Origin of the sequence: Rhodococcus sp. GXMU-t2271 (assembly GCF_041414735.1) — a bacterium.
Taxonomy (GTDB): domain Bacteria; phylum Actinomycetota; class Actinomycetes; order Mycobacteriales; family Mycobacteriaceae; genus Rhodococcus; species Rhodococcus indonesiensis.
Window position 1 is genome coordinate 1 of sequence record NZ_JAUIZP010000076.1, and the last position, 19,813, is coordinate 19,813.

The window sequence follows — 19,813 nt, forward strand, 5'->3', positions numbered from 1 at the left end:
CTACGTGAACATCCGGCTGTACGCCAAATCGCCAGTTCAGAGCGGTTGTTTGCCCTCGAATGCGCGCATTTCCGGGGCGCGGAACCGTCCCCCGTCCGGCTGCGTCTCATCTACCGAGGGCTACGCGTGGCCCACTCTCGATCAGGTACAGGAGACCCATGAGCGGCTTTCCCACGAAGATCGTCGAGCCGGCCCGGGTGGATGGGTCCGACCCGGGCTCCCTCGCGGTAGCGCTGTGCGCTGCCGCCTGCGACGACTTCCTCACCGCACTCGACGAGGCCCTCGTCGGACTCGGCGTAGACGGGTCCGGGAGCTGTGCGTGCGACCTCGAGCCGGACATCGCCGCAAGGATCGCGGCCGTGGCCCGGATGAAGGCCGCGTTCGAGTCGTCGCGTCCCCTCGGATAGCCGCCCCGGCCTTTCTGCGGCAGTGATCACTGCATCTCGCGTCGCGGCACGGGTCGCCCGATTTCTCGAGTAACGTGCTCCGTGAGCAAAGCGAGAAAGGGTGCCGTGACGTCGACCGGGAACATGGTGGGATTGTTCGCCGGAATCGGCGGACTCGAACTCGGACTGGCCGAGCACGGCTGGCGCACCGAACTGCTCTGCGAGATCGACGCCGGAGCGCAGGCCGTACTTCGCGCTCGCTTCGCCGACGTGGCGCTACACACCGACGTCACCCGTCTTCGTTCTCTACCTCAGGCAACCGAGATCGTCACCGCCGGCTTTCCGTGCCAGGACCTGTCGCAGGCCGGCCGCACCGCCGGCATCACCGGCTCCCGGTCGGGACTCGTCGACGAGGTGTTCCGGTTGGTGCGGCGCAAGCAGGGACCGCGCTGGCTGCTCATCGAGAACGTCCCTTTCATGCTGCAACTCGGACGAGGCGCCGCGATGCGTCACATCACCGACGCGCTCGAAGATCTCGGGTACGCGTGGGCGTACCGGGTCGTCGACGCCCGCGCGTTCGGACTTCCGCAGCGGCGACAGCGGGTGCTCATGCTCGCCTCGCGGACCGACGATCCCCGCGCGGTGCTCTTCGGCGAGGACGCCGGTGCCCCTGTGGAAGGCGATCCCGACACCCACCCGTGCGGCTTCTACTGGACGGAGGGCGTACGTGGTCTGGGCTGGGCGGTCAACGCCGTACCCACCCTCAAGGGTGGCTCCACGGTGGGCATCGCCAGCCCGCCGGCGGTGCGGTTGCCGTCGGGTGAGATCGTCACGCCCGGTCTGATCGACGCCGAACGACTGCAGGGCTTCGCCCCGGACTGGACCGCGCCCGCCACCCAGGCGCCCGGCGTGCGAACCGGGCATCGGTGGCGGCTCGTCGGAAACGCCGTGAGCGTCCGCATGGCCGCGTGGGTCGGGGGACGGCTCGGCCGGCCGATCGACTACTGCCCCGACCACGAGACACCGCTGCGGCCGGGTGACCCCTGGCCGAGCGCCGCCTGGGGAGCTCGGCGGCGAGCGTTCCGGGTGCACGAGTCGCACTGGCCGGTCCAGGAGCCGTACGAGGACCTCGCGGGATACCTGGAGGACGCGCGACTGCTGTCCGCGCGGGCCACGGCCGGATTCCTGCGCCGGGCCCGGTCCGGCAACCTGAGATTCGTGCCCGGCTTCCTCGACGACGTCGAGTCCCACCTGGACCGCATGGGCGGCTTCCCCGAAGCCGCGGCCTGAGGACGGATCCGGCTGCCGTGCCCGCCACCGACCCGCAGACCAGCGCCCGGATGAGACGGCAGCGGCGCCGCGACACTGTTCCCGAGGTGGCCCTGCGCCGGGAACTGCACCGGCGCGGGGTGCGCTACTTCGTCGATCGGGCGCCTCTGAAGGGTATCCGTCGTCGCGCCGACCTGGTGTTTCCGCGTCGCCGAGTGGCGGTGTATGTCGACGGATGCTTCTGGCATCGTTGCCCGCAGCACGCCACCGATCCGAAGAACAACGCCGAGTGGTGGGCCGCCAAGCTCGCCGCCAATGTGGCCCGGGACCGGAACACCGACGCCGCGCTCGTTGCGGCCGGGTGGACGGTCGTGCGGATCTGGGAGCACGAGAACCCTGTGGAGGCCGCGGACCGGGTGCAGGCCGCATTGTCCGCGCAACCGGGTACTGCCGACTCCTGACTACCGAAGGGAGGACGCGATGGAACCGGTAATCGCGCTCGTTCTGGGAGCGATCCTCGGGATCCTGCTCGGCCTCCTCGGTGGTGGCGGATCCATCCTCGCGATTCCTGCTCTGGTGTACGGCCTCGGACTCGAGTTCCGCCAGGCCATCCCTATCTCGCTGATCGTCGTCGGGGCGGCAGCCCTGTCCGGGGCGATCCCCAAGATCCGGGCCGGGCAGGTCGACTGGCGGCTGGCCGCGGTGTTCGCCGCGGCGGGCATCCCTGCGACGTTCGCGGGCACGGCGGTCGGCAAGTTGCTGCCGCAGCCGGTACTGCTGGTGGGCTTCGCCGCCGTGATGGTGGTCGCGGGGATCCGGATGCTGCGCGAGAACGACGACACCGGAACCGCGTGCAGGACCGGCGACTCCGGCATCGACTGGAAGCGATGCGCGCCGAGATCGATTCCGGCCGGCGTGGGGGTGGGCTTTCTGACCGGGCTGTTCGGCGTCGGCGGCGGCTTCCTGATCATCCCCGCGCTGGTGATCCTCCTCGGGTTGGAGATGAGCGTCGCCGTGGGGACCTCGTTGATCGTCATCGTCGCCAACTCGGCAGCCGGGCTCGTCGCGCACCTCGGGGACGCCGACATCGACTGGCCGATCACCGCGGCGTTCGCCGGGGCCGCGGTCGTCACGTCACTCGTTGCCGGTCACCTCGGTACCCGCATGGAGACCGGCCGGCTGCGGCGGTGGTTCGCCTGGCTCGTGTTCGCCGTGGCCGCGTACGTGCTGGTGGACACCCTGGTCCTGCGCTGAGCCGGAACTCGGCGCGTACCCGCGCATTCTTCGTACGCCCCCGGGTATCCGGGGGCATAGTGAGAAGACCATGGGAAGGCACTGACATGGACGTATCGATCATCGAAACCTCGAGCCTCGGCGATCGCAGCTATCTGATCACCGAGGCGGACGTCGCCGTCGTGGTGGATCCCCAGCGGGACATCGATCGAGTGCTCGCGCTCGCCAACGACCGCGGAGCGCGCATCACCCATGTCCTCGAGACCCACATCCACAACGACTACGTCACCGGAGGGCTGGAACTGTCCCGCGCCCTCGAGGCCGAGTACATCGTCCCGGCCGGCGACGATGTGGACTACGAGCGACACGCCGTCCACGACGGCGACCTGATCAACGCCGGCCCGATCCGGCTGCGGGTGATGCACACACCCGGGCACACCCACCACCACGTCAGCTATGTGCTGCTCGACGAGACCGGTGCGACGCACGGGATCTTCACCGGCGGGTCGATGCTGTACGGATCCACCGGCCGCACCGATCTCGTCGGCCCGCAGTACACCGAGGAACTGACGCACGCGCAGTTCCACTCCGTGCGACGGATCGCCGACGAAGTGCCGGCCGACACCCCGGTGTATCCCACCCACGGCTTCGGCAGTTTCTGCTCGGCCACCCCCACCAGCGGCGATTCGTCCACCGTGGGACAGCAACGCGACGTCAACCCGGCGCTGACCCGTGACGAGCAGGCCTACGTCGACGAACTCATCGCGGGACTCAACACGTACCCCGCGTACTACGCCCACATGGGTGTGATCAACAAGGCGGGTCCGTCGCCGGTCGACCTGTCGCCACCGGAGCCGGTCGACCCGGCCGAGCTGCGCCGACGCATCGATGCGGGCGAGTGGGTCGTCGATCTGCGGGAGCGCACCGCCTTCGCCGCGGGACACCTGGGCGGCACACTCGGGTTCGAACTGTCCACCTCCTTCGTCACGTACCTGGGTTGGCTCTACAAGTGGGGTGCGCCCCTGACCCTCATCGGCGAGAGCGACGAGCAGATCGCCGAAGCCAAGCGCGAGCTGGTCCGCATCGGGGTCGACGAACTTGCCGGCGCGGCCGTCGGCGAGATCCACACCCTCGTCCACGGACACGAACTGCGGTCGTACCGCGTCTCGGACTTCGCGGAACTCACCCGGGAGATCGACAACGAGCAGGTCCGGGTCCTCGACGTCCGCCAGAAGGACGAGTTCGAGGACGCCCACGTGCGCGGCGCAGTCAACATCCCGCTGCACGACCTCGCCGGCCGCCTCGACGAGGTGCCGCACGGGGAGGTCTGGGTGCACTGTGGGTCCGGCTACCGGGCATCGATCGCCGCCTCCATGATCGACCGGATCGACCGCACCGTCGTCCTCGTGAACGACGACTTCGAGAAGGCGTACGACCACGGCCTGACCGGCTCGTAGCGGGTCCGTTCCGCACCGGAGCCGGGGACCGACACGACGAAAGAACCCCCACCGGAACGGGTGGGGGTTCTTCACTGTGCGCCCGAAGGGATTCGAACCCCTAACCTTCTGATCCGTAGTCAGATGCTCTATCCGTTGAGCTACGGGCGCAGTTCTTGCATGCAGGTGCATGCAGGTGCATGCAGTTCTCGTATTCAGTTGTCGCCGGTGACGCTGCACCGACGTGGCGGAGGCGAGAGGATTTGAACCTCCGGTCCCCCGTAAAGGGGACAACTCATTAGCAGTGAGTCCCATTCGGCCGCTCTGGCACGCCTCCCTGGGGGGTTTCGATTCTCTCGAACCGCCGGGACGAAAGATTACACACGTTCGGACAGCAAACGCAAAACAGCTGGTCAGCGCAGGTGTGAGTCGAACCAGTCGAAGATCCGGCGACGCGCGTCGATGATCGCCGCCTCGGCCGGATCGGTCTCGGGATCGGCCGTGTCGTGCTCGACGGGCGGCTCGTCGGGGCGGTGCGCCAGACCCGGATATCCGATGACCAGGGTGGGTGCATCGGCCCTTCCGGCCGCCTCGCGCAATTGCTCGACGTCGCCCGGCGGGGTGGTGGGGTCGTCCTCGCCGTACAGACCGAGCCACGGCGCCTGCAGGCCGTGCACGGCCTCGACGAGGGCGGGGACGTCGGGCCGCAACGGTTCCACGATGCCGTGCGCGGCAACGGTGACCGCGGCACCCACCCTCCGGTTCGCGGCGACGATGAGCGCCGCCGTGCCGGCGTCGTCGAATCCGATCACGCCGACCGCATCGGGGTAGACCCCGCTGCGGATCAGCCAGTCCATCGCCGCGTCGACGTCGTCGAACAGGTTCTGTCCGAACACCTCGTCGTCCTCGGTGAACTCGCGATGGAACAGATGCGGTGCCACGACCAGCCAGCACTCTGCAGCCAGCACCTCCATGAAGGCCAGGAGGGCCGGTGGAAACTCCCGGGATTCGTGCAACACCACGATGCCACCGCGGAGGGCGCCCTCCGGCCGGAACACGGTCAGCGGTACCTGCCCCGACCCGTCCGGCAACCGGGCCGCGGCAGTGTGGATTCCCGACATACCGTCCACGATGACACGACCCACTGCGACCGTGCACGTGATCGCCGGGCGCATAATCGGCTGGTGACCCCACGGACCCGCCCCGACCTCGTCTCGATCCCGTCCTACGTGCCCGGCCGCAGCTTTCCGGGCGCGATCAAGCTCGCCAGCAACGAGACCACGGTCGGTCCCCTGCCCAGCGTGCGCGACGCGATCGCCGAGGCGGCGTACTCGGTTCACCGGTACCCGGACAACATGGCCGCCGTGCTCATCGGCGCGCTGGCCGAGCGGCTGGGGGTCGGGCCCGAGAACATCGCCGTGGGCAACGGTTCGGTGAGCCTGTGCCAGGAGCTGGTGCTCTCGGCCTGCAACGACGGCGACGAGGTGGTGTTCTCCTGGCGTTCGTTCGAGGCGTACCCCGTGGTGACGGCGGTAGCCGGCGCGAAGCCGGTGCCGGTGCCCAACACCCCCGAGCACGGCCACGACCTCGACGCGATGCTCGCCGCGATCACCGACCGCACCCGCGTGGTGTTCGTGTGCAATCCCAACAACCCGACCGGTGCGCTGCTGGGCAGAGCGGAGCTGGAGCGGTTCCTCGACGCGGTGCCGCCGCAGGTGCTCGTCGCGCTCGACGAGGCGTACTTCGAGTACACCCGCCCGAAGCCCGGCGCGGAACTGGCGGACGGAATCGTGCTCGCCGCCGGCCGACCGAACGTCGTGGTGCTCCGCACGTTCTCGAAGGCCTACGGCCTGGCCGGCCTGCGGGTTGGGTACCTGGTCGGCGATCCGTCGGTGATCAAGATCCTGAACAAGGTGCACACCCCGTTCAGCGTCAGCTCGCTCGCGCAGCAGGCGGCCATCGCCTCCCTGGCGGCGGCCGACGAACTGCTGACGCGCACCGACGGTGTGCTCGCCGAGCGCGACCGGGTGCGGACGGCACTCGTCGACGCCGGATATCCCGTGCCGGAGAGCTACGCCAACTTCGTGTGGTTGCCGCTCGGCGACCGGTCGGCGGCGTTCGCCGAGGCATGCGCGGAGGCCGGCGTGCTGGTCCGCCAGTACGCGGACGACGGGGTGCGGGTGACTGTCGGCGATCCGCACGAGAACGACGCATTCCTGACATTTGCGACCGGCAAGGGTCTCGAGATCGCGGAAATTTCGACGTCCTGACCTGCGGGCGAACGCCCGCGAGACCCAACCGTTATCAGCGGGTGGCGATCACGTGACCAACCGTTGGCACACTCGTCCGGTCGACTACGGGAGCGGAGTGTGCGGATGGGTTCAGGCGTGACGCGCCGGTGGACCCTGTCCGCGGCCCTGCTGACCGGGATCCTGTGGACGTCGCTCGCCGTCCCCGCGACCGCACTACCTCCGGACGCCCTGCCGCTGCGCCTGATCGCCTTCCGCGACCTGCACGGCAGCCTCCTCCCACCCCAGGGTCCCCGCAGCGAGGTGGTCCGTTCCGACGGCGCCTCCGTCCCCGCGGGCGGCGCGGCATATCTCGCCGCCTACGTCCGGCAGCTGCGTGCGCAGGCGGACAACTCGGTGCTCTACTCCGTCGGCGACACGTGGGGCTCGTCGCCCATCGAATCGGCGATGTTCCACGACGAGCCCACCGTGGACCTGCTCAACGGCCTCGACGTGACCGCGGCCGCCCTCGGCAACCACGAGTTCGACAACGGCTACGCCGAGTTGCAGCGCCTGCGCGACGGGGGTTGTCACCCCGAGGGCTGCCGATACGACGAGGAATACGCCGGAACCGCTTTCCCGCTGATCGCGGCGAACGTCGCGGAGGCCGACGGCAGTCCCGCGGCCCTGCCGTTCAGCGTGGACTACGTCGACGGGGTGCCGGTCGGTGTCATCGGTGTCGCTCCGCAGGACACACCGCAGGTGGTGCGTGGCGACGACATCACCGGGCTGCAGTTCACCGACGAGATCACGGCCGTCGACCGCACCGCCGACGCGCTCGATGCCCTCGGGGTCCGCTCGATCGTCCTGCTCTACAAGGGGGCGCTGACGCCCTCGGCCGGGACCGACCCGTGCGACCCGGCCGCCGGGCCCGCCCGCACCCTCGCCTCCCGGGTGTCACCGAAGGTCGATGTCGTCGTCACCGCGGACGGCGAGGACAGCTTCAACTGCAGCTATCCGGATCCGGCGGGCAACCCCCGGACCGTGCTGCAGGGCGCCTCGCACGGCCGCATCGTCTCGGTCGCGGACCTGACCATCGATCGCGAGAGCCGCGACGTGCTGCGTGACCGTACCCACGCGTTCAATCAGATCGTCACCCACGACATCGCTCCCGACCCGCGCACGCAGCAGTTCGTCGACCGGGCGGTCGACAAGTCCCGCGACGTCGCCGAACGCTTCGTCGGCCGCATCACCGCCGACCTGACACGCGACGTCACGGCCGGCGGCGAGTCCGCCCTCGGCAATCTCGTCGCGGATGCGCAGCTGGCGGCCGCGGAACCTGCCGGCGCGCAGCTCGCCCTCACCAATCCCGGCGGAGTACGGGCCGACCTGCTGCATTCCGACGACGGCGTCGTCACCCACGGCGACACCTACGCGGCCCAGCCGTTCGGGAACCGGCTGCAGGTGCTCGAGCTCACCGGTGCGGAACTTGTCGGGGTCCTCGAACAACAGTTCCAGCAGGACGGGAGCGGGGCGACCCGCGAGCGGATCCTCGCACCGTCGCACACCCTGCGCTACGTCCTCGACCGGGCCGCGGCGCCGGGCACCCGGATCCGGGACGTCACCGTCGCAGGCCGACCGCTCGATCCGGTTGCGACGTACCGGGTGGTCGTCAACGGCTTCCTCGCCGACGGCGGTGACGGGTTCACCGGGTTCACGCACGCGCGACGGACGACCGGGGCGGGCGCCGAACTCGACGCCCTGAACGACTACCTGGGGGCACGCTCGCCCGTCGCGCCGCCGGCCACCGACCGCATCACGGTGCCCTGACCGAACCCCGTTCAGTCGAGTCCGAGAGCGCGCTCGAGCGTCGGCCAGGCGGTGCGCAGATCGTCCTGCCAGTACGGCCACGAATGCGTGCCGTACGGACGGTAGACGATCGTGGCGGGAATCCGCAGCTCCCGCAGCCGCCGGTCGAAGCCGATCGTGCACACGAAGGCGCCCACCTCGAGCGGCCCACCCACGTCGAGGGCCTCCGCATCGGGTCCGATGTCGTACGGGCCGGGCAGACCGTTGCCGGTACTGATGAAGATCTCCTTGCCGCGCAACCGCTCGGCGAGGACGTACGGATCGTGCGCCGCCCACGCCGGATCCCCGGGCGCCCCCCACATGTTGTCCGGATTGCCGCCCTTGTAGGCGACGGTGCCGCGGACCGCGTCCTGGGCGGACGCCTTCGACGTGTCCAGGCATCCACTGAGCGCGGCCACGCCCCGGTACAGGTCCGGATTCCGGGCGATCAGGCTCGCCGCCCCCGTCGCACCCATCGACAGGCCGCCGACTGCGTTCACGCCGTTGCCCGCGAAACGGGCGTCGATCAGCGGCGGCAGTTCCTTCGTCAGGAACGTCTCCCACGCGTTCACGCCCAGGACGGGGTCCGGGGCGAGCCAGTCCGTGTAGTAGCTCGCGGTCCCGCCGACCGGCAACACGACGTTCACGTTCTTGTCGGCGAAGAAATCGACGATGTCCGTGCGCTGCGTCCACGTGCTCTCGCGGTAGTCCGACTCGGCTCCGGCGCTGACGCCGTCGAGCAGGTAGAGGGACGGGCGCGGCGCGTCCCCGGCGGGATGCAGCACCTGCACCTGCACGACCCGCTGCATCGACGGCGAGTACACGAACACCGCCGAGCGGCGAGGAGTGACGGACTCGACCCGCTCCACCCGCGCGGACATCGCCGGTTCGGCGGACGCGACGGACAGTGCGGACAGCGGCACGACGAATGCCGCGACGAGCGCCGCGACCACAGATCTGAGCATCAAGTTCCTTTGTCCCCCGACTTCGGAAACACCGATTCCACAGTACGGACCGGGACTGGTCAAGAAAGTGGGGCGCGTCACCAACGCGGAGCGCAGCCCTTGGTGACGGCGAGCACGAGCACGCAGGCTACGGCTGCGGGACCGGTTCCGGCGGAACCCAGTCCCGGTCCGTCGGCAGGTACGACCGGAACATCAGCACGAACTCGCCCGGCGGCGCCGGCAGCCAGTTCGAGCCGGCCGGAATCGGCGGCCGGGACGAAACCCACACGTCGAGCCCGCCGTCGGGACCACGGACGAGCCCGGGCGTGCGGTCGCCGACGGCGTAGCGGTCGACGGGGTTGGCGACGAGGAACATGTCCGGGCCGTAGAGGGTGACGGACCAGAAGCCGCGATCGTCGACCGGCGGCAGGGCACCGGGTGGGAAGCGCAGGAGGTAGCCGGTCTCACCCCGCAGGGTCGTTCCGTCAGCCGCGACGCGGGCCACGTGGTACGTCGACTCCTCCGGCACGTTCGCGCCGAGCCCGATCGTCGCGACCACCGCGCGCTGGAGGTAGTCCGTGCCGTACCGGCCCGCGGTCGACAGCGAATGCCACACCTGCCCGGACTGTCGATCCGAGGCGACGAGATCCCGGATGCGTCGCTCGCCGCGCACCACGCCGGTGGCGAGTGCAGCAACGGTGTCCGGGGAACCGGCACTCGGCCGGGCGCCCGGCCGGACCCCGAGGTCCGCCAGTTCGTCGAGCAACGGTGCGTCGGCCGGGAGTGGCGGATTCGCGGCCAGGATCGCCGACAGCTCGTCGAAGAATTGCGGACCCGACGCCGCGAGCGCCTGCGGATCGGGGTTGCTGCCGCACGCGGTCGGCGGCAGCGGCGGCGGTGCCTCGGCGACGGGCGCGGTCAGCACAGTCAGCGAGTACTGCCGTTGCAGGGCACGGGCGGCCTCGAGGTCGGTCGCCGACTCCACGAGCGTCCGGCCGATCATCCACGCGTCCCATGTGGGCGACTCGACGACGGCCGCGTCCGGGGGCAGCGGACCGTCCCACCCCGGCGGGACGACGACGTGCGCACCGGCCGCCGCCCCCGTCGCCCGGGTGCCGACGTTGGCGAAGACGTCGGTATAGATGTCGAGAAACTGGAAGTCGACGTACCGGGCCCCCATGTCCGGATGGGTCAGCAGCACCGGACCGCCGCGAAGATCGAGCCACGCGATCGAATACAGCGTGTCGACGTTGGGGGCGACGACGACACGCGAGGTGGGATCGGCCGTCGCGGACTGGTGGTGCAGCTGGTTCACCGGCAGCAGGCAGAGCATGTTCGCCCGCGTCCGCGCGAGCGTCACGGGCGCGTAGCCGTAGACGTAACCGTCGGCGGCCACGTCGACCGCTGTCCGTTCGGCCGCCGGTTGCGGCGCCGCGCAGGCGGTCAGCAGGCCCACTGCCAGCGCTGCCGCCGCTCGAACTACTGCGCCGACCATTGCGCCAGTGTAGGAGGCGACAGCGCGTGCGATGGGACGGTCACCGGCGGAGCCGCGCGCTCCGGTGCTACTTGCGCGCGTCCGAACGCGCGCGACAGGCACTTTTCCGCGCGAGCGCCCGACGAGAAAGCCCGCCACCTGACATACAGGTGACGGGCCCTGGCGGAAGCGGAGGGATTTGAACCCCCGGTCGCTCTCACGACGCTCGCTTTCAAGGCGAGTGCATTCGGCCGCTCTGCCACGCTTCCGTGGCAAATCCTAACCACACCGCTCGTCGACGGCCGCCTCCACCTTGGTGAAGATCTCGGAGAGGGTGCGGATCTGTGTCCTCGTGAGCAGGTCGACGAGGTTGCGGCGCACCCCGGCGACGTGGGTGGGCGCGGCCTCGGTGAGGCGACGCCGGCCCTCGTCGGTGAGAGTCGCCAGGACACCGCGCCCGTCCTCGGCGCAGGAACTACGCACCACCATCGACGCCGCCTCCATGCGACGGATCTGGTGGGTGAGGCGACTGCGGGAGGACAGCACGCCGTCGGCGAGGTCGCTCATCCGCAGCGACCCGTCCGGGGCCTCGGAGAGCAGCACCAGGATCCGGTACTCGGCAAGGGACAGGCCGTGGGCCTGTTGCAGGTCTCGATTGAGTCGATCCATGAGCCGGTGATTGCCGTCGATGTAGGCCCGCCATGCCCGCTGCTCGTCCGTGTCGAGCCAGCGCGGGTCGGGACGTTCGGCATACGGTTCGGCTGTCACGCGGGCAGTGTAAGGGCAGGCCACCACCGGTGTTACCCACCGGTCAGTTCGCTGCGTGTCGCCCCTGCGTCGGCGTGTCGCGATAGCGTCGGGGCCATGCGCGCAATCACGATCACCGAACCCGGCGGCCCCGAGGTCATGCAGTGGGCCGAACAGCCCGACCCCACGCCCGGTCCCGGACAGGTCCTGATCGACGTGGCCGCGACGGCCGTCAACCGTGCCGATCTGCTGCAGCGGCGCGGCCTGTACCCGCCGCCGCCCGGATCCAGCGACATCCTGGGCCTCGAATGCTCCGGGGTGATCGCCGAGCTCGGCGAGGGCGTGAGCGGCTGGTCGATCGGCGACCGGGTGTGTGCACTGCTCGCCGGTGGCGGCTACGCCGAGCAGGTCGTCGTCCCCGCCGGACAGGTCCTGCCCGTGCCCGAGGGAGTGGATCTCGCGGTGGCCGCGTCGCTGCCCGAGGTGGCATGCACCGTCTGGTCCAACGTGGTGATGGCGGCGGGACTGCGCCGCGGCGAGGTGCTCCTCGTCCACGGCGGCGGTGGCGGCATCGGCACCCACGCCGTCCAGGTCGGCAAGGCGCTGGGCGCGAAGGTCGCGGTGACCGCCTCGGCCGGCAAGCTCGACTACTGCCGAGAACTCGGTGCCGACCTCGCGATCGACTACCGCACGCAGGACTTCGTCGCCGAGGTCCGGAATGCGTTCGGCGGCGCCGACGTGGTGCTCGACAACATGGGTGCGGCCTACCTGTCCCGCAACGTCGACGTGCTCGCCCCCGACGGCCGGCTCGTCGTGATCGGCATGCAGGGCGGCGCGAAGGGCGAACTCAACCTCGGCAAGCTGCTCGCCAAGCGGGGGCACGTCCTCGCGACGGGTCTGCGAGGGCGACCGGAGACCGGCCGCTCCGGCAAGAGCGCGATCGTCGCGGAGGTCCGTGAGCACGTGTGGCCCATGATCGCCGAGGCGCGGGTCCGTCCCGTCGTCCACGCAGAGGTGCCGATCACCGAGGCCGCGCGGGCCCACGAGATGCTGGATTCCCCCGACACCGTCGGCAAGGTCGTGCTGCTGATCGACCGGCACTGAACCGGATCCGCCGGATCAGGGGGCGGTGAGGTTGCGCAGCTCGCGCACGAGCTGGTCGAGCTCGTAGCGCGTGGTGTACGGGGCCAGTCCGACGGTGACCGCGCCGCCCTCGTCGCTGACGCCGAGGGAGTCGAGCAGGCGGCTCGTGCCGCGGCTGACCGCGACGGAGGCGATGCGACGGTCGGCGAGATGCGCGGCGATCTTCTCGGCCGGCACCCCCGCGACGGTGAAGCTCAACGTCGGGACCCGGCTCGACGCACGGCCGATCACCATCACGTCGGGCAGGTTGTCGAGAAGGCGCATGAGCCGCTCGAAGAGCTGGTCCTGGTAGCCCTGGAGCGAGCTGATCGACGTCTCGAGGCGCTCACGCCGTGTACCCGTCGCCTCGTCGTCGAGGGCCGCGAGGAAGTCGACGGACGTGACGAGCCCGGCGAGCATCGCGAACTGGTGGCCGCCGACTTCGAGCCGCTCGGGGCCGCGGGCGTGCGGGTCCAGGGACACCGCCGGGATCCGGTCGAGCTGTGCCGGGTCGCGGAACACCAGGGCGCCGACCTGCGGTCCTCCCCATGCGGAAGCGTCGAGGGCGAGCACGTCGGCACCGAGTTCGTGGATGTCGACGTGCGCGTAGGGCGCGGCCCCGGCCGCGTCGACCACCATGAGGCCGCCGACCTCGTGAACCCGGTCGGCGGCGACGCGCACGTCCGGCGCGGACCCCACCAGCGACGACGCCGCGGTCAGCGCGACGAGCCGCGTCGTGGGGGTGATCAGTTCCTCGAACTGCCAGCTCGGCAGCTCGCACGTCTCGATTTCGACCTCGGCCCACCGCACCTGCGCGCCGTACCGGCTCGCGACGCGCAACCACGGCGCGACGTTCGCCTCGTCGTCGAGCCGGGACAGCACGAGCCCGGTGCCGAGGCCGAGCCGGGAGCTGAGCGACTCCGCGAGCCAGGCCAGCAGGACCGCCCGATCCGGTCCGAGCACCACACCGGCCGGGTCCCCGCCGACGAGATCGGCCACGGCGGCCCGCGCCGCCTGCAGCAGCGACGCGCTCCGGCGGTTGGACGTGTGCCGGCCCGTCGCAGAAGCCGCGGCGTTGCGGAATGCCGTCGACACCGCACGGGAGACCGCGTCGGGGATCTGCATTCCGGCCTGGGGATCGAGATGGATCCAACCGTCGCCGAGCGAGGGAATCAACCCCCGGATCCGGGCAACGTCGTAAGCCATGCGTGACACTCTAAATCCCGGTGTCAATCGGATGTCGTCCACGTCGGTCCTGCATACCCTCCACAGGTGCACGTCGAGGAGCGGAATGTGGGGCGAAACCTCTCGTATCGGGAACCTGACTCGGCAGCGGCACCGGCGAGAGGACAAGATGGAACCATGACGCATTCGGAGAATGAGCACGTCCTCGTGATCGGGCCCGACGGCCGACCCGTCCCGGTCCAGCGCGACGGTACCGCCTCCGGTGATCCGCGAGAGTCGGCCGCCGAGCCTCAGGAGAAGCCGGACGACGGCGAGTCGCTCGCCGACATGGTCGAGCAGCCGGCGAAGGTCATGCGGATCGGCACGATGATCAAGCAGCTGCTCGAGGAGGTCCGCGCCGCTCCGCTGGACGATGCGAGCCGTGCCCGTCTGCGGGAGATCCACCAGTCCTCCATCCAGGAGCTCGGCGAGGGCCTGGCGCCGGAGCTGCGCGAGGAACTCGAACGGCTCGCGCTGCCCTTCGGTCAGGACGAGGTGCCGTCCGACGCGGAGCTGCGGATCGCGCACGCTCAGCTCGTCGGATGGCTCGAAGGCTTGTTCCACGGGATCCAGACGGCGTTGTTCGCGCAGCAGATGGCGGCGCGGGCGCAGCTCGAGCAGATGCGTCAGGGTGCGCTGCCGCCCGGCATGCTCGGGGGCGGGCCGCGTCCCGACGAAAGGCACGGCCCGGGACCGGGTGCACCGGGTACCGGGCAGTACCTGTAGCGCCGGCCCGGCCCCGATCCCCGGTAGGCTCGAACCTCGTGTCAGCTTCTGCCCTCGATCCCGAGCCCACCGCCGCGGACTCCCCGGTGGTGTCGGATTCGCAGACCTTCCGGCGCGGCCTGAAGGATCTGCGCGACGGCTTCGCCCAGCGTGAGCTGTGGCTCAGTCTGGCCTGGCAGGACATCAAGCAGCGCTACCGGCGCTCGGTGATCGGCCCGTTCTGGATCACGATCGCCACCGGTGTCCAGGCCACCGCCATCGGCATCCTGTACGCCGCGCTGCTGGATATTCCGCTCGACGAGTTCCTGCCGTACGTGACGGTCGGGCTGATCGTGTGGAACATGATCAGCGCCTCCATCCTGGAGGGTTCGGAGGTGTTCATCGCCAACGAGGGGCTGATCAAGCAGCTGCCGTCGGCGCTGAGCGTGCACATCTACCGGCTGGTGTGGCGGCAGTTGCTGTTCTTCGCCCACAACCTGGTGATCTACGTGATCATGCTTGTCGCCTTCGGGGTGTGGCGAGACCTGACGTGGACATCTCTCGCGGCGATCCCGGCGCTGGCCCTGATCGTGCTCAATGCCGTCTGGGTGGCGATCCTGTTCGGCATCTTCGCCACCCGCTACCGCGACATCGCGCCGATCCTGTCCAGCCTCACGCTGCTGCTGTTCGTCCTCACCCCGATCATGTGGACCACGCAGAGCCTCGAGGCGCAGGGCGGGCAGGCCGCCGAGCGCGTCAAGCTGGCCGAGATCAATCCGCTGTTCCACTATCTCGACATCATCCGGGCGCCGATGATCGGCCAGGATCAGCAGGCCTACCACTGGTACATCGTGCTGGCGATCACCGTGGCCGGCTGGGCACTGGCGCTGCTGGCACTGCGTAAGTACCGGGCACGCGTGCCCTACTGGGTCTGAGGGGCCGTCGATATGACCGAACATGTGAGCATCGAGACGCGCGGAGCGTGCGTCGACTTCCCGATCTTCGACGCGAAGACCCGGTCGCTGAAGAAGGCGTTCCTGGGCAAGGCCGGCGGCTCGATCGGCCGCAACAACTCCGACGTGGTGGTGGTGGAGGCGCTGCGCGACATCACCATGTCGCTGAGGGAAGGCGACCGCATCGGCCTTGTCGGCCACAACGGCGCCGGCAAGTCCACCCTGCTGCGACTGCTGGCGGGGATCTACGAGCCCACCCGCGGCAGCGCCCGGATCCGGGGCCGCGTCGCGCCGGTGTTCGACCTCGGTGTGGGCATGGACCCGGAGATCTCCGGCTACGAGAACATCATCATCCGCGGGTTGTTCCTCGGGCAGACCCGCAAGCAGATGCTCGCCAAGATGGACGAGATCGCCGAGTTCACCGAGCTCGGCGAGTACCTGAACATGCCGCTGCGCACGTACTCCACCGGCATGCGCGTCCGCGTCGCGATGGGTGTCGTCACGAGCATCGACCCCGAGATCCTGCTGCTCGACGAGGGCATCGGCGCGGTCGACGCCGAGTTCATGAAGAAGGCCCGGGTGCGCCTGCAGAAGCTCGTCGAGCGCTCCGGCATCCTCGTCTTCGCCAGCCACTCCAACGAGTTCCTCGCGCAGCTGTGCGACCGTGCGCTGTGGATCGACCACGGGCAGATCCGCATGGAAGGCGGCATCGAGGAGGTCGTGCGCGCATACGAGGGCGACGACGCGGCCGATCATGTGCACCACGTCATCGCCGAGCTGGAACGCGAGCAGGGTCTGCCGCAGGAGCGCTCGGCGTGAGCGAACGCATCGTCGGCGTGGTCGTCACCCATCGGCGACGCGAGCAGCTCGCGCAGTCGCTGAAGGTGCTGAGCACCCAGACGCGGCCGCTCGACCACCTGGTGGTCGTCGACAATGCCGACGAGGCGGCGGTGCGCGAGCTGGTCGAGTCGTGCCCGCTGCCGACCAGCTACCTGGGTTCCCGGCACAACCTCGGCGGCGCCGGCGGCTTCGCACTCGGCATGCTGTACGCGCTCTCGCTCGGCGCGGACCGGGTGTGGCTGGCCGACGACGACGGCCGCCCGGAGGGCCCCGACGTCCTCGCGACTCTGCTCGACTGCGCCCAGCGGCACGGCCTGGCGGAGGTCTCGCCGGTGGTGTGCGACATCGACGACCCCGACCGCCTCGCGTTCCCGTTGCGCCGGGGCGTGGCGTGGCGGCGTCACCGCAGCGAACTCGGCGACGTCGAGACCGACGATCTGCTGCCGGGCATCGCGTCGCTGTTCAACGGCGCCCTGTTCACCGCCGCCGCGATCGACGCGGTGGGCGTGCCGGACCTGCGGCTGTTCGTGCGCGGCGACGAGGTGGAGGTGCACCGTCGCCTGGTCCGCTCGGGTCTGCCGTTCGGCACCTGTCTGCGCACCGCCTATCTGCACCCCAACGGCGCCGACGAGTTCAAGCCGATCCTCGGCGGCCGGATGCACACCCAGTACCCGGACAATGACACCAAGCGGTTCTTCACCTACCGCAACCGCGGCTACCTGCTCTCGCAGCCGGGCCTGCGCCGGTTGCTGCCGCAGGAGTGGGTGCGGTTCGGCTGGTACTTCCTCGTCACCCGCCGTGACCCGGCCGCGCTGCGCGAGTGGGTGCGGCTGCGCAAGCTGGGCCGGCAGGAGCGGTTCGAACGTCCCGCATAAGCGACCGGATCCGCGACCCGACGGTGTGACCGAATGTGACATTGCGTCGATGGAACCGACGCAATGTGACATTCGGCCGCCGGAGGAGTGCGATTGCACCCCGTCGGCCCACTGTCTAGGTTCGGGGCAAGATCTCGAGCGGCACGGGAGGGCGCGATGCTGGGGCGGTGGCGGGCGACGACCCGGGGCAAGCTGCAGCGGGCCGTCGCCGAGGTCGTCGACCTCTCCGCGCGACGCACCCGCGAGCTGCAGGAGAACCACCACGACCGGACTCTCGCCGAACTGACCGCGACCACCGCGGAGCTGCGGCAGGTGCTGGCCGAACTCGCGCAGACCCGATCCGAGGTGGGTCTGCTGCGGGAACGCGTCGCCGACCTCGAACACCGGCAGCGCCGCGACCTGCGCTACGCGATGGACCACGCCGCCACCGACACCGCAGCGGCGTTCGCCGTCGCGAACATGCCCACCGCCGCCGTCCTCGACACCCCGCACGACACCCTGCGGTTCGCGCTCGACCGGGTGTCCCGGCCCGGCCTGGCCCTCGAGTTCGGCGTCGCGTCGGGCACCACGCTGCGGATCGTCGCCGATGCGCTGGGCGCGGACCGCCCGGTGTTCGGGTTCGACGTCTTCACCGGCCTGCCGGAGACGTGGCGCAGCGGATTCCCGGCCGGCGAGTTCGCGCAGGACGCCCCGCCGGAGGTGCCCGGCGCCGACCTGGTGCCCGGCCTGTTCGCCGACACGCTTCCCCGCTTCCTCGCCGCGCATCCCGGCGACGTCGCGTTCGTCCACCTCGACGCCGACCTGTACTCGTCCACGACGACGGTGCTCGACCTGCTCGAGGACCGTCTGGTGCCCGGCACCGTGCTGGTGTTCGACGAGTTCTTCAACTATCCCGGCTGGCAGCAGCACGAGTACCGGGCGTGGACCGAGTTCGTCGCGCGCACCGGGGTCGCGTTCGAATACCTGGCGTACACGGCCGACAACGAGCAGGTCGTCGTGCAGCTGCGGTGACCGTCACCGCACGAAACGGATCGCCTGACTGACGTTGTACTGCCGGCGCTCGTCGATCCGGAAACCGGCCTGCACGAGCCCCGCGTACTCCGGGGTCGACTCGAACCGGTGCGGTGGGAGCGTCCACCACTGATTCGACGTGTGGTAGATCCGCTGTTCGGTCGTCCGCTCGGCGTCCGCGAAGAACCACACCACGTCGCACGTGGACAGCCGGGCCGCGACCGTCTGGAACGGGAGGTTCTCGTCCCACAGCCAGCCCTCGGCGGCTGCGGTCCGTCCCAGCCCCGGATCACGGGTGCCCGCGAAGGTCTCCGGTCCGGCCGTGATCACCAGCCGCTGCGACGCCGGGTTCCATGCGGCTCCGCCGAACAGCACACAGTCACCGGGCTCGAGCCGGCCGGCGACATCGTGGTTGACCGTGCTGAAATCCATGCCGCTGGGGTCGGACCAGGCGGAGCGCTGCGCGACGAACGACGGCACGGTCAGCAGCACCAGCGCACCGGTGACACCGACCGTCGCCCAGGTCCGCACGGCCACCGCAGCGACGGCGGCCCCACCGACCAGCGCCACCGCGGGCGTCGTGAAGGTCAGGTACCGGTCCAGGTAGACCGGGGTCGCGACGAGCGAGTACGCCACGAGCATCGCCATCGGCAGCACGATCCACGGCACAGCCACCGCGAGAACACCGTGTCGCCGCACCGGTGTGCGTCGCCGCACCGCCGCGACGGTTCCTGCGACGACCAGCACCGTGAACGCCGCCGCGAACCAGGGGGCGCCCACGAACCACTGGTACTCCCACACGATCCGCGGCAGGTTCCGGTCGAGGGGCGGAATCCACGACGTCTGCCCCGCCTGGGCGAACGCTTCGAGCACGAGCGGGCTCGCCGCCGCCGATCCCGCTACCACCGCCGCCGCCCACGCCGGTCCGCGGCGCCGCAGGTCGCCCCGCCACGCCAGGGTGATCAGGTGCGCCGGCACCAGCGCGATCGTGTACAGGAACAGCACCACCGACAGTGCGAGCGCGGCGGCGTACAGCAGCCACCATCGGAGCCGGCCCGACTCGCACGCCACGAGCAACAGCACGGTCAGCCACACGGCGACGGCCGCGGACGGGGCGTAACTGCGGGCCTCGACCGCAGCCCACGTCACGCGGGGCAGCAGCAGGAAGACGACACCTGCGAGCACGCCGAGACGCCGGTCCGCGAGCATGCACCCCAGCACCACCACGCCGCCGGCCGCGGCACCCACGGCCAGGATGCTCGGCACCCGCGCCGAGAACTCGGAGGCCCCGAACACAGCGAACCAGTAGCGCATCCCCACGTAGTACAGGCCGTGGACGACGTCGACGTTGTCGAGCACCCGGTCCAGGTCGACGCGGGAGCGCCGGGCCACCGAGAGGGTGGCCAGCTCGTCGTACCAGAAGGAGGGCCGCCACGACCCCCACGCCGCGGCGATCGAACCCAGCAGTGCGACGAGAACGGCATCCCGCGCGCACGCCGTGGTCCGACCGGCCATCCG

Annotated in this window: 19 protein-coding genes and 3 tRNA genes; 13 read left to right on the forward strand and 9 right to left on the reverse strand. The window is 70.2% G+C overall.

The annotated features are described in order from the left end of the window. Window positions 1-158 precede the first annotated feature (158 nt). The 5 genes from QYS60_RS24900 (at window position 159) to QYS60_RS24920 (ending at window position 4,345) form a co-directional block, all read left to right on the forward strand. Window positions 159-407, forward strand: a complete 249-nt coding sequence (locus QYS60_RS24900) for a hypothetical protein (RefSeq protein WP_289378918.1) — start codon at window positions 159-161, stop codon at window positions 405-407. A gap of 123 nt (window positions 408-530) precedes the next feature. Beyond that, entirely contained in the window at window positions 531-1,676 is a 1,146-nt protein-coding gene (locus tag QYS60_RS24905; protein WP_371384582.1) for a DNA cytosine methyltransferase, read from the forward strand. 17 nt (window positions 1,677-1,693) lie between these two features. Then, window positions 1,694-2,116 (forward strand): very short patch repair endonuclease, encoded by a 423-nt coding sequence (locus QYS60_RS24910; RefSeq protein WP_289378919.1) that lies wholly within the window; start codon window positions 1,694-1,696, stop codon window positions 2,114-2,116. Between the two features lie 19 nt (window positions 2,117-2,135). Beyond that, window positions 2,136-2,909 (forward strand): sulfite exporter TauE/SafE family protein, encoded by a 774-nt coding sequence (locus QYS60_RS24915; RefSeq protein WP_371384560.1) that lies wholly within the window; start codon window positions 2,136-2,138, stop codon window positions 2,907-2,909. Between the two features lie 86 nt (window positions 2,910-2,995). After that, the gene (locus QYS60_RS24920) at window positions 2,996-4,345 is read left to right on the forward strand and encodes a rhodanese-like domain-containing protein (RefSeq protein WP_371384561.1); all 1,350 of its coding nucleotides are present in this window, start codon (window positions 2,996-2,998) and stop codon (window positions 4,343-4,345) included. Between the two features lie 77 nt (window positions 4,346-4,422). On the opposite strand, the gene QYS60_RS24925 is transcribed toward QYS60_RS24920, so the two are convergent. From QYS60_RS24925 to QYS60_RS24935, 3 genes are all read right to left on the reverse strand, one after another. Then, window positions 4,423-4,495, reverse strand: a tRNA-Arg gene (locus QYS60_RS24925). Window positions 4,496-4,569: 74 nt separating this feature from the next. Then, window positions 4,570-4,661, reverse strand: a tRNA-Ser gene (locus QYS60_RS24930). A gap of 76 nt (window positions 4,662-4,737) precedes the next feature. Continuing rightward, on the reverse strand, window positions 4,738-5,445 hold the full coding sequence (locus QYS60_RS24935) for a dienelactone hydrolase family protein (RefSeq protein ID WP_371384562.1): 708 nt from the start codon (window positions 5,443-5,445) through the stop codon (window positions 4,738-4,740). A 63-nt stretch (window positions 5,446-5,508) separates the two neighbouring features. Here QYS60_RS24935 and hisC point away from each other — a divergent pair, with 63 nt between their 5' ends. Together hisC and QYS60_RS24945 are read left to right on the forward strand one after the other, a co-directional pair. Next, window positions 5,509-6,594: a histidinol-phosphate transaminase gene (gene hisC / locus QYS60_RS24940; protein ID WP_003939519.1), complete on the forward strand. Its 1,086-nt coding sequence runs from the start codon at window positions 5,509-5,511 to the stop codon at window positions 6,592-6,594. Window positions 6,595-6,699: 105 nt separating this feature from the next. Continuing rightward, window positions 6,700-8,382 carry a bifunctional UDP-sugar hydrolase/5'-nucleotidase gene (locus QYS60_RS24945; protein ID WP_371384563.1) on the forward strand — a complete coding sequence of 561 codons (1,683 nt, stop codon included), beginning with the start codon at window positions 6,700-6,702 and terminating at the stop codon, window positions 8,380-8,382. Window positions 8,383-8,393: 11 nt separating this feature from the next. Here QYS60_RS24945 and QYS60_RS24950 read toward each other — a convergent pair whose 3' ends face one another. The 4 genes from QYS60_RS24950 to QYS60_RS24965 form a co-directional block, all read right to left on the reverse strand. Further along, window positions 8,394-9,365, reverse strand: a complete 972-nt coding sequence (locus QYS60_RS24950; protein ID WP_371384564.1) for an alpha/beta hydrolase — start codon at window positions 9,363-9,365, stop codon at window positions 8,394-8,396. 127 nt (window positions 9,366-9,492) lie between these two features. Further along, a complete protein-coding gene (locus QYS60_RS24955) occupies window positions 9,493-10,800 on the reverse strand; it encodes a DUF1254 domain-containing protein (RefSeq protein WP_371384583.1) in 1,308 nt (435 codons plus the stop codon). Between the two features lie 199 nt (window positions 10,801-10,999). Next, window positions 11,000-11,087, reverse strand: a tRNA-Ser gene (locus QYS60_RS24960). A 10-nt stretch (window positions 11,088-11,097) separates the two neighbouring features. Continuing rightward, window positions 11,098-11,586 carry a MarR family winged helix-turn-helix transcriptional regulator gene (locus QYS60_RS24965; protein ID WP_054372832.1) on the reverse strand — a complete coding sequence of 163 codons (489 nt, stop codon included), beginning with the start codon at window positions 11,584-11,586 and terminating at the stop codon, window positions 11,098-11,100. Window positions 11,587-11,682: 96 nt separating this feature from the next. On the opposite strand from QYS60_RS24965, the gene QYS60_RS24970 reads away from it, so the two are divergent. Beyond that, window positions 11,683-12,669: an NAD(P)H-quinone oxidoreductase gene (locus tag QYS60_RS24970; RefSeq protein ID WP_289378938.1), complete on the forward strand. Its 987-nt coding sequence runs from the start codon at window positions 11,683-11,685 to the stop codon at window positions 12,667-12,669. A 15-nt stretch (window positions 12,670-12,684) separates the two neighbouring features. On the opposite strand, the gene QYS60_RS24975 is transcribed toward QYS60_RS24970, so the two are convergent. After that, the gene (locus tag QYS60_RS24975) at window positions 12,685-13,893 is read right to left on the reverse strand and encodes a cysteine desulfurase-like protein (RefSeq protein ID WP_289378940.1); all 1,209 of its coding nucleotides are present in this window, start codon (window positions 13,891-13,893) and stop codon (window positions 12,685-12,687) included. Between the two features lie 156 nt (window positions 13,894-14,049). Here QYS60_RS24975 and QYS60_RS24980 point away from each other — a divergent pair, with 156 nt between their 5' ends. The 5 genes from QYS60_RS24980 to QYS60_RS25000 all read left to right on the forward strand — a co-directional run bounded on the left by QYS60_RS24980 (window position 14,050) and on the right by QYS60_RS25000 (window position 18,295). Continuing rightward, entirely contained in the window at window positions 14,050-14,637 is a 588-nt protein-coding gene (locus QYS60_RS24980) for a bacterial proteasome activator family protein (protein ID WP_054372837.1), read from the forward strand. A 38-nt stretch (window positions 14,638-14,675) separates the two neighbouring features. Continuing rightward, window positions 14,676-15,551 carry an ABC transporter permease gene (locus QYS60_RS24985; protein ID WP_054372839.1) on the forward strand — a complete coding sequence of 292 codons (876 nt, stop codon included), beginning with the start codon at window positions 14,676-14,678 and terminating at the stop codon, window positions 15,549-15,551. Between the two features lie 12 nt (window positions 15,552-15,563). After that, on the forward strand, window positions 15,564-16,388 hold the full coding sequence (locus tag QYS60_RS24990; RefSeq protein WP_289378947.1) for an ABC transporter ATP-binding protein: 825 nt from the start codon (window positions 15,564-15,566) through the stop codon (window positions 16,386-16,388). After that, window positions 16,385-17,284: a glycosyltransferase gene (locus QYS60_RS24995; protein ID WP_289378949.1), complete on the forward strand. Its 900-nt coding sequence runs from the start codon at window positions 16,385-16,387 to the stop codon at window positions 17,282-17,284. Before QYS60_RS24990 ends, QYS60_RS24995 begins: the two co-directional genes overlap by 4 nt. Before the next feature lie 156 nt (window positions 17,285-17,440). Further along, window positions 17,441-18,295: a TylF/MycF/NovP-related O-methyltransferase gene (locus QYS60_RS25000; RefSeq protein ID WP_371384566.1), complete on the forward strand. Its 855-nt coding sequence runs from the start codon at window positions 17,441-17,443 to the stop codon at window positions 18,293-18,295. 3 nt (window positions 18,296-18,298) lie between these two features. On the opposite strand, the gene QYS60_RS25005 is transcribed toward QYS60_RS25000, so the two are convergent. Next, a complete protein-coding gene (locus QYS60_RS25005) occupies window positions 18,299-19,810 on the reverse strand; it encodes a glycosyltransferase family 39 protein (RefSeq protein WP_289378954.1) in 1,512 nt (503 codons plus the stop codon). Window positions 19,811-19,813 lie beyond the last annotated feature (3 nt).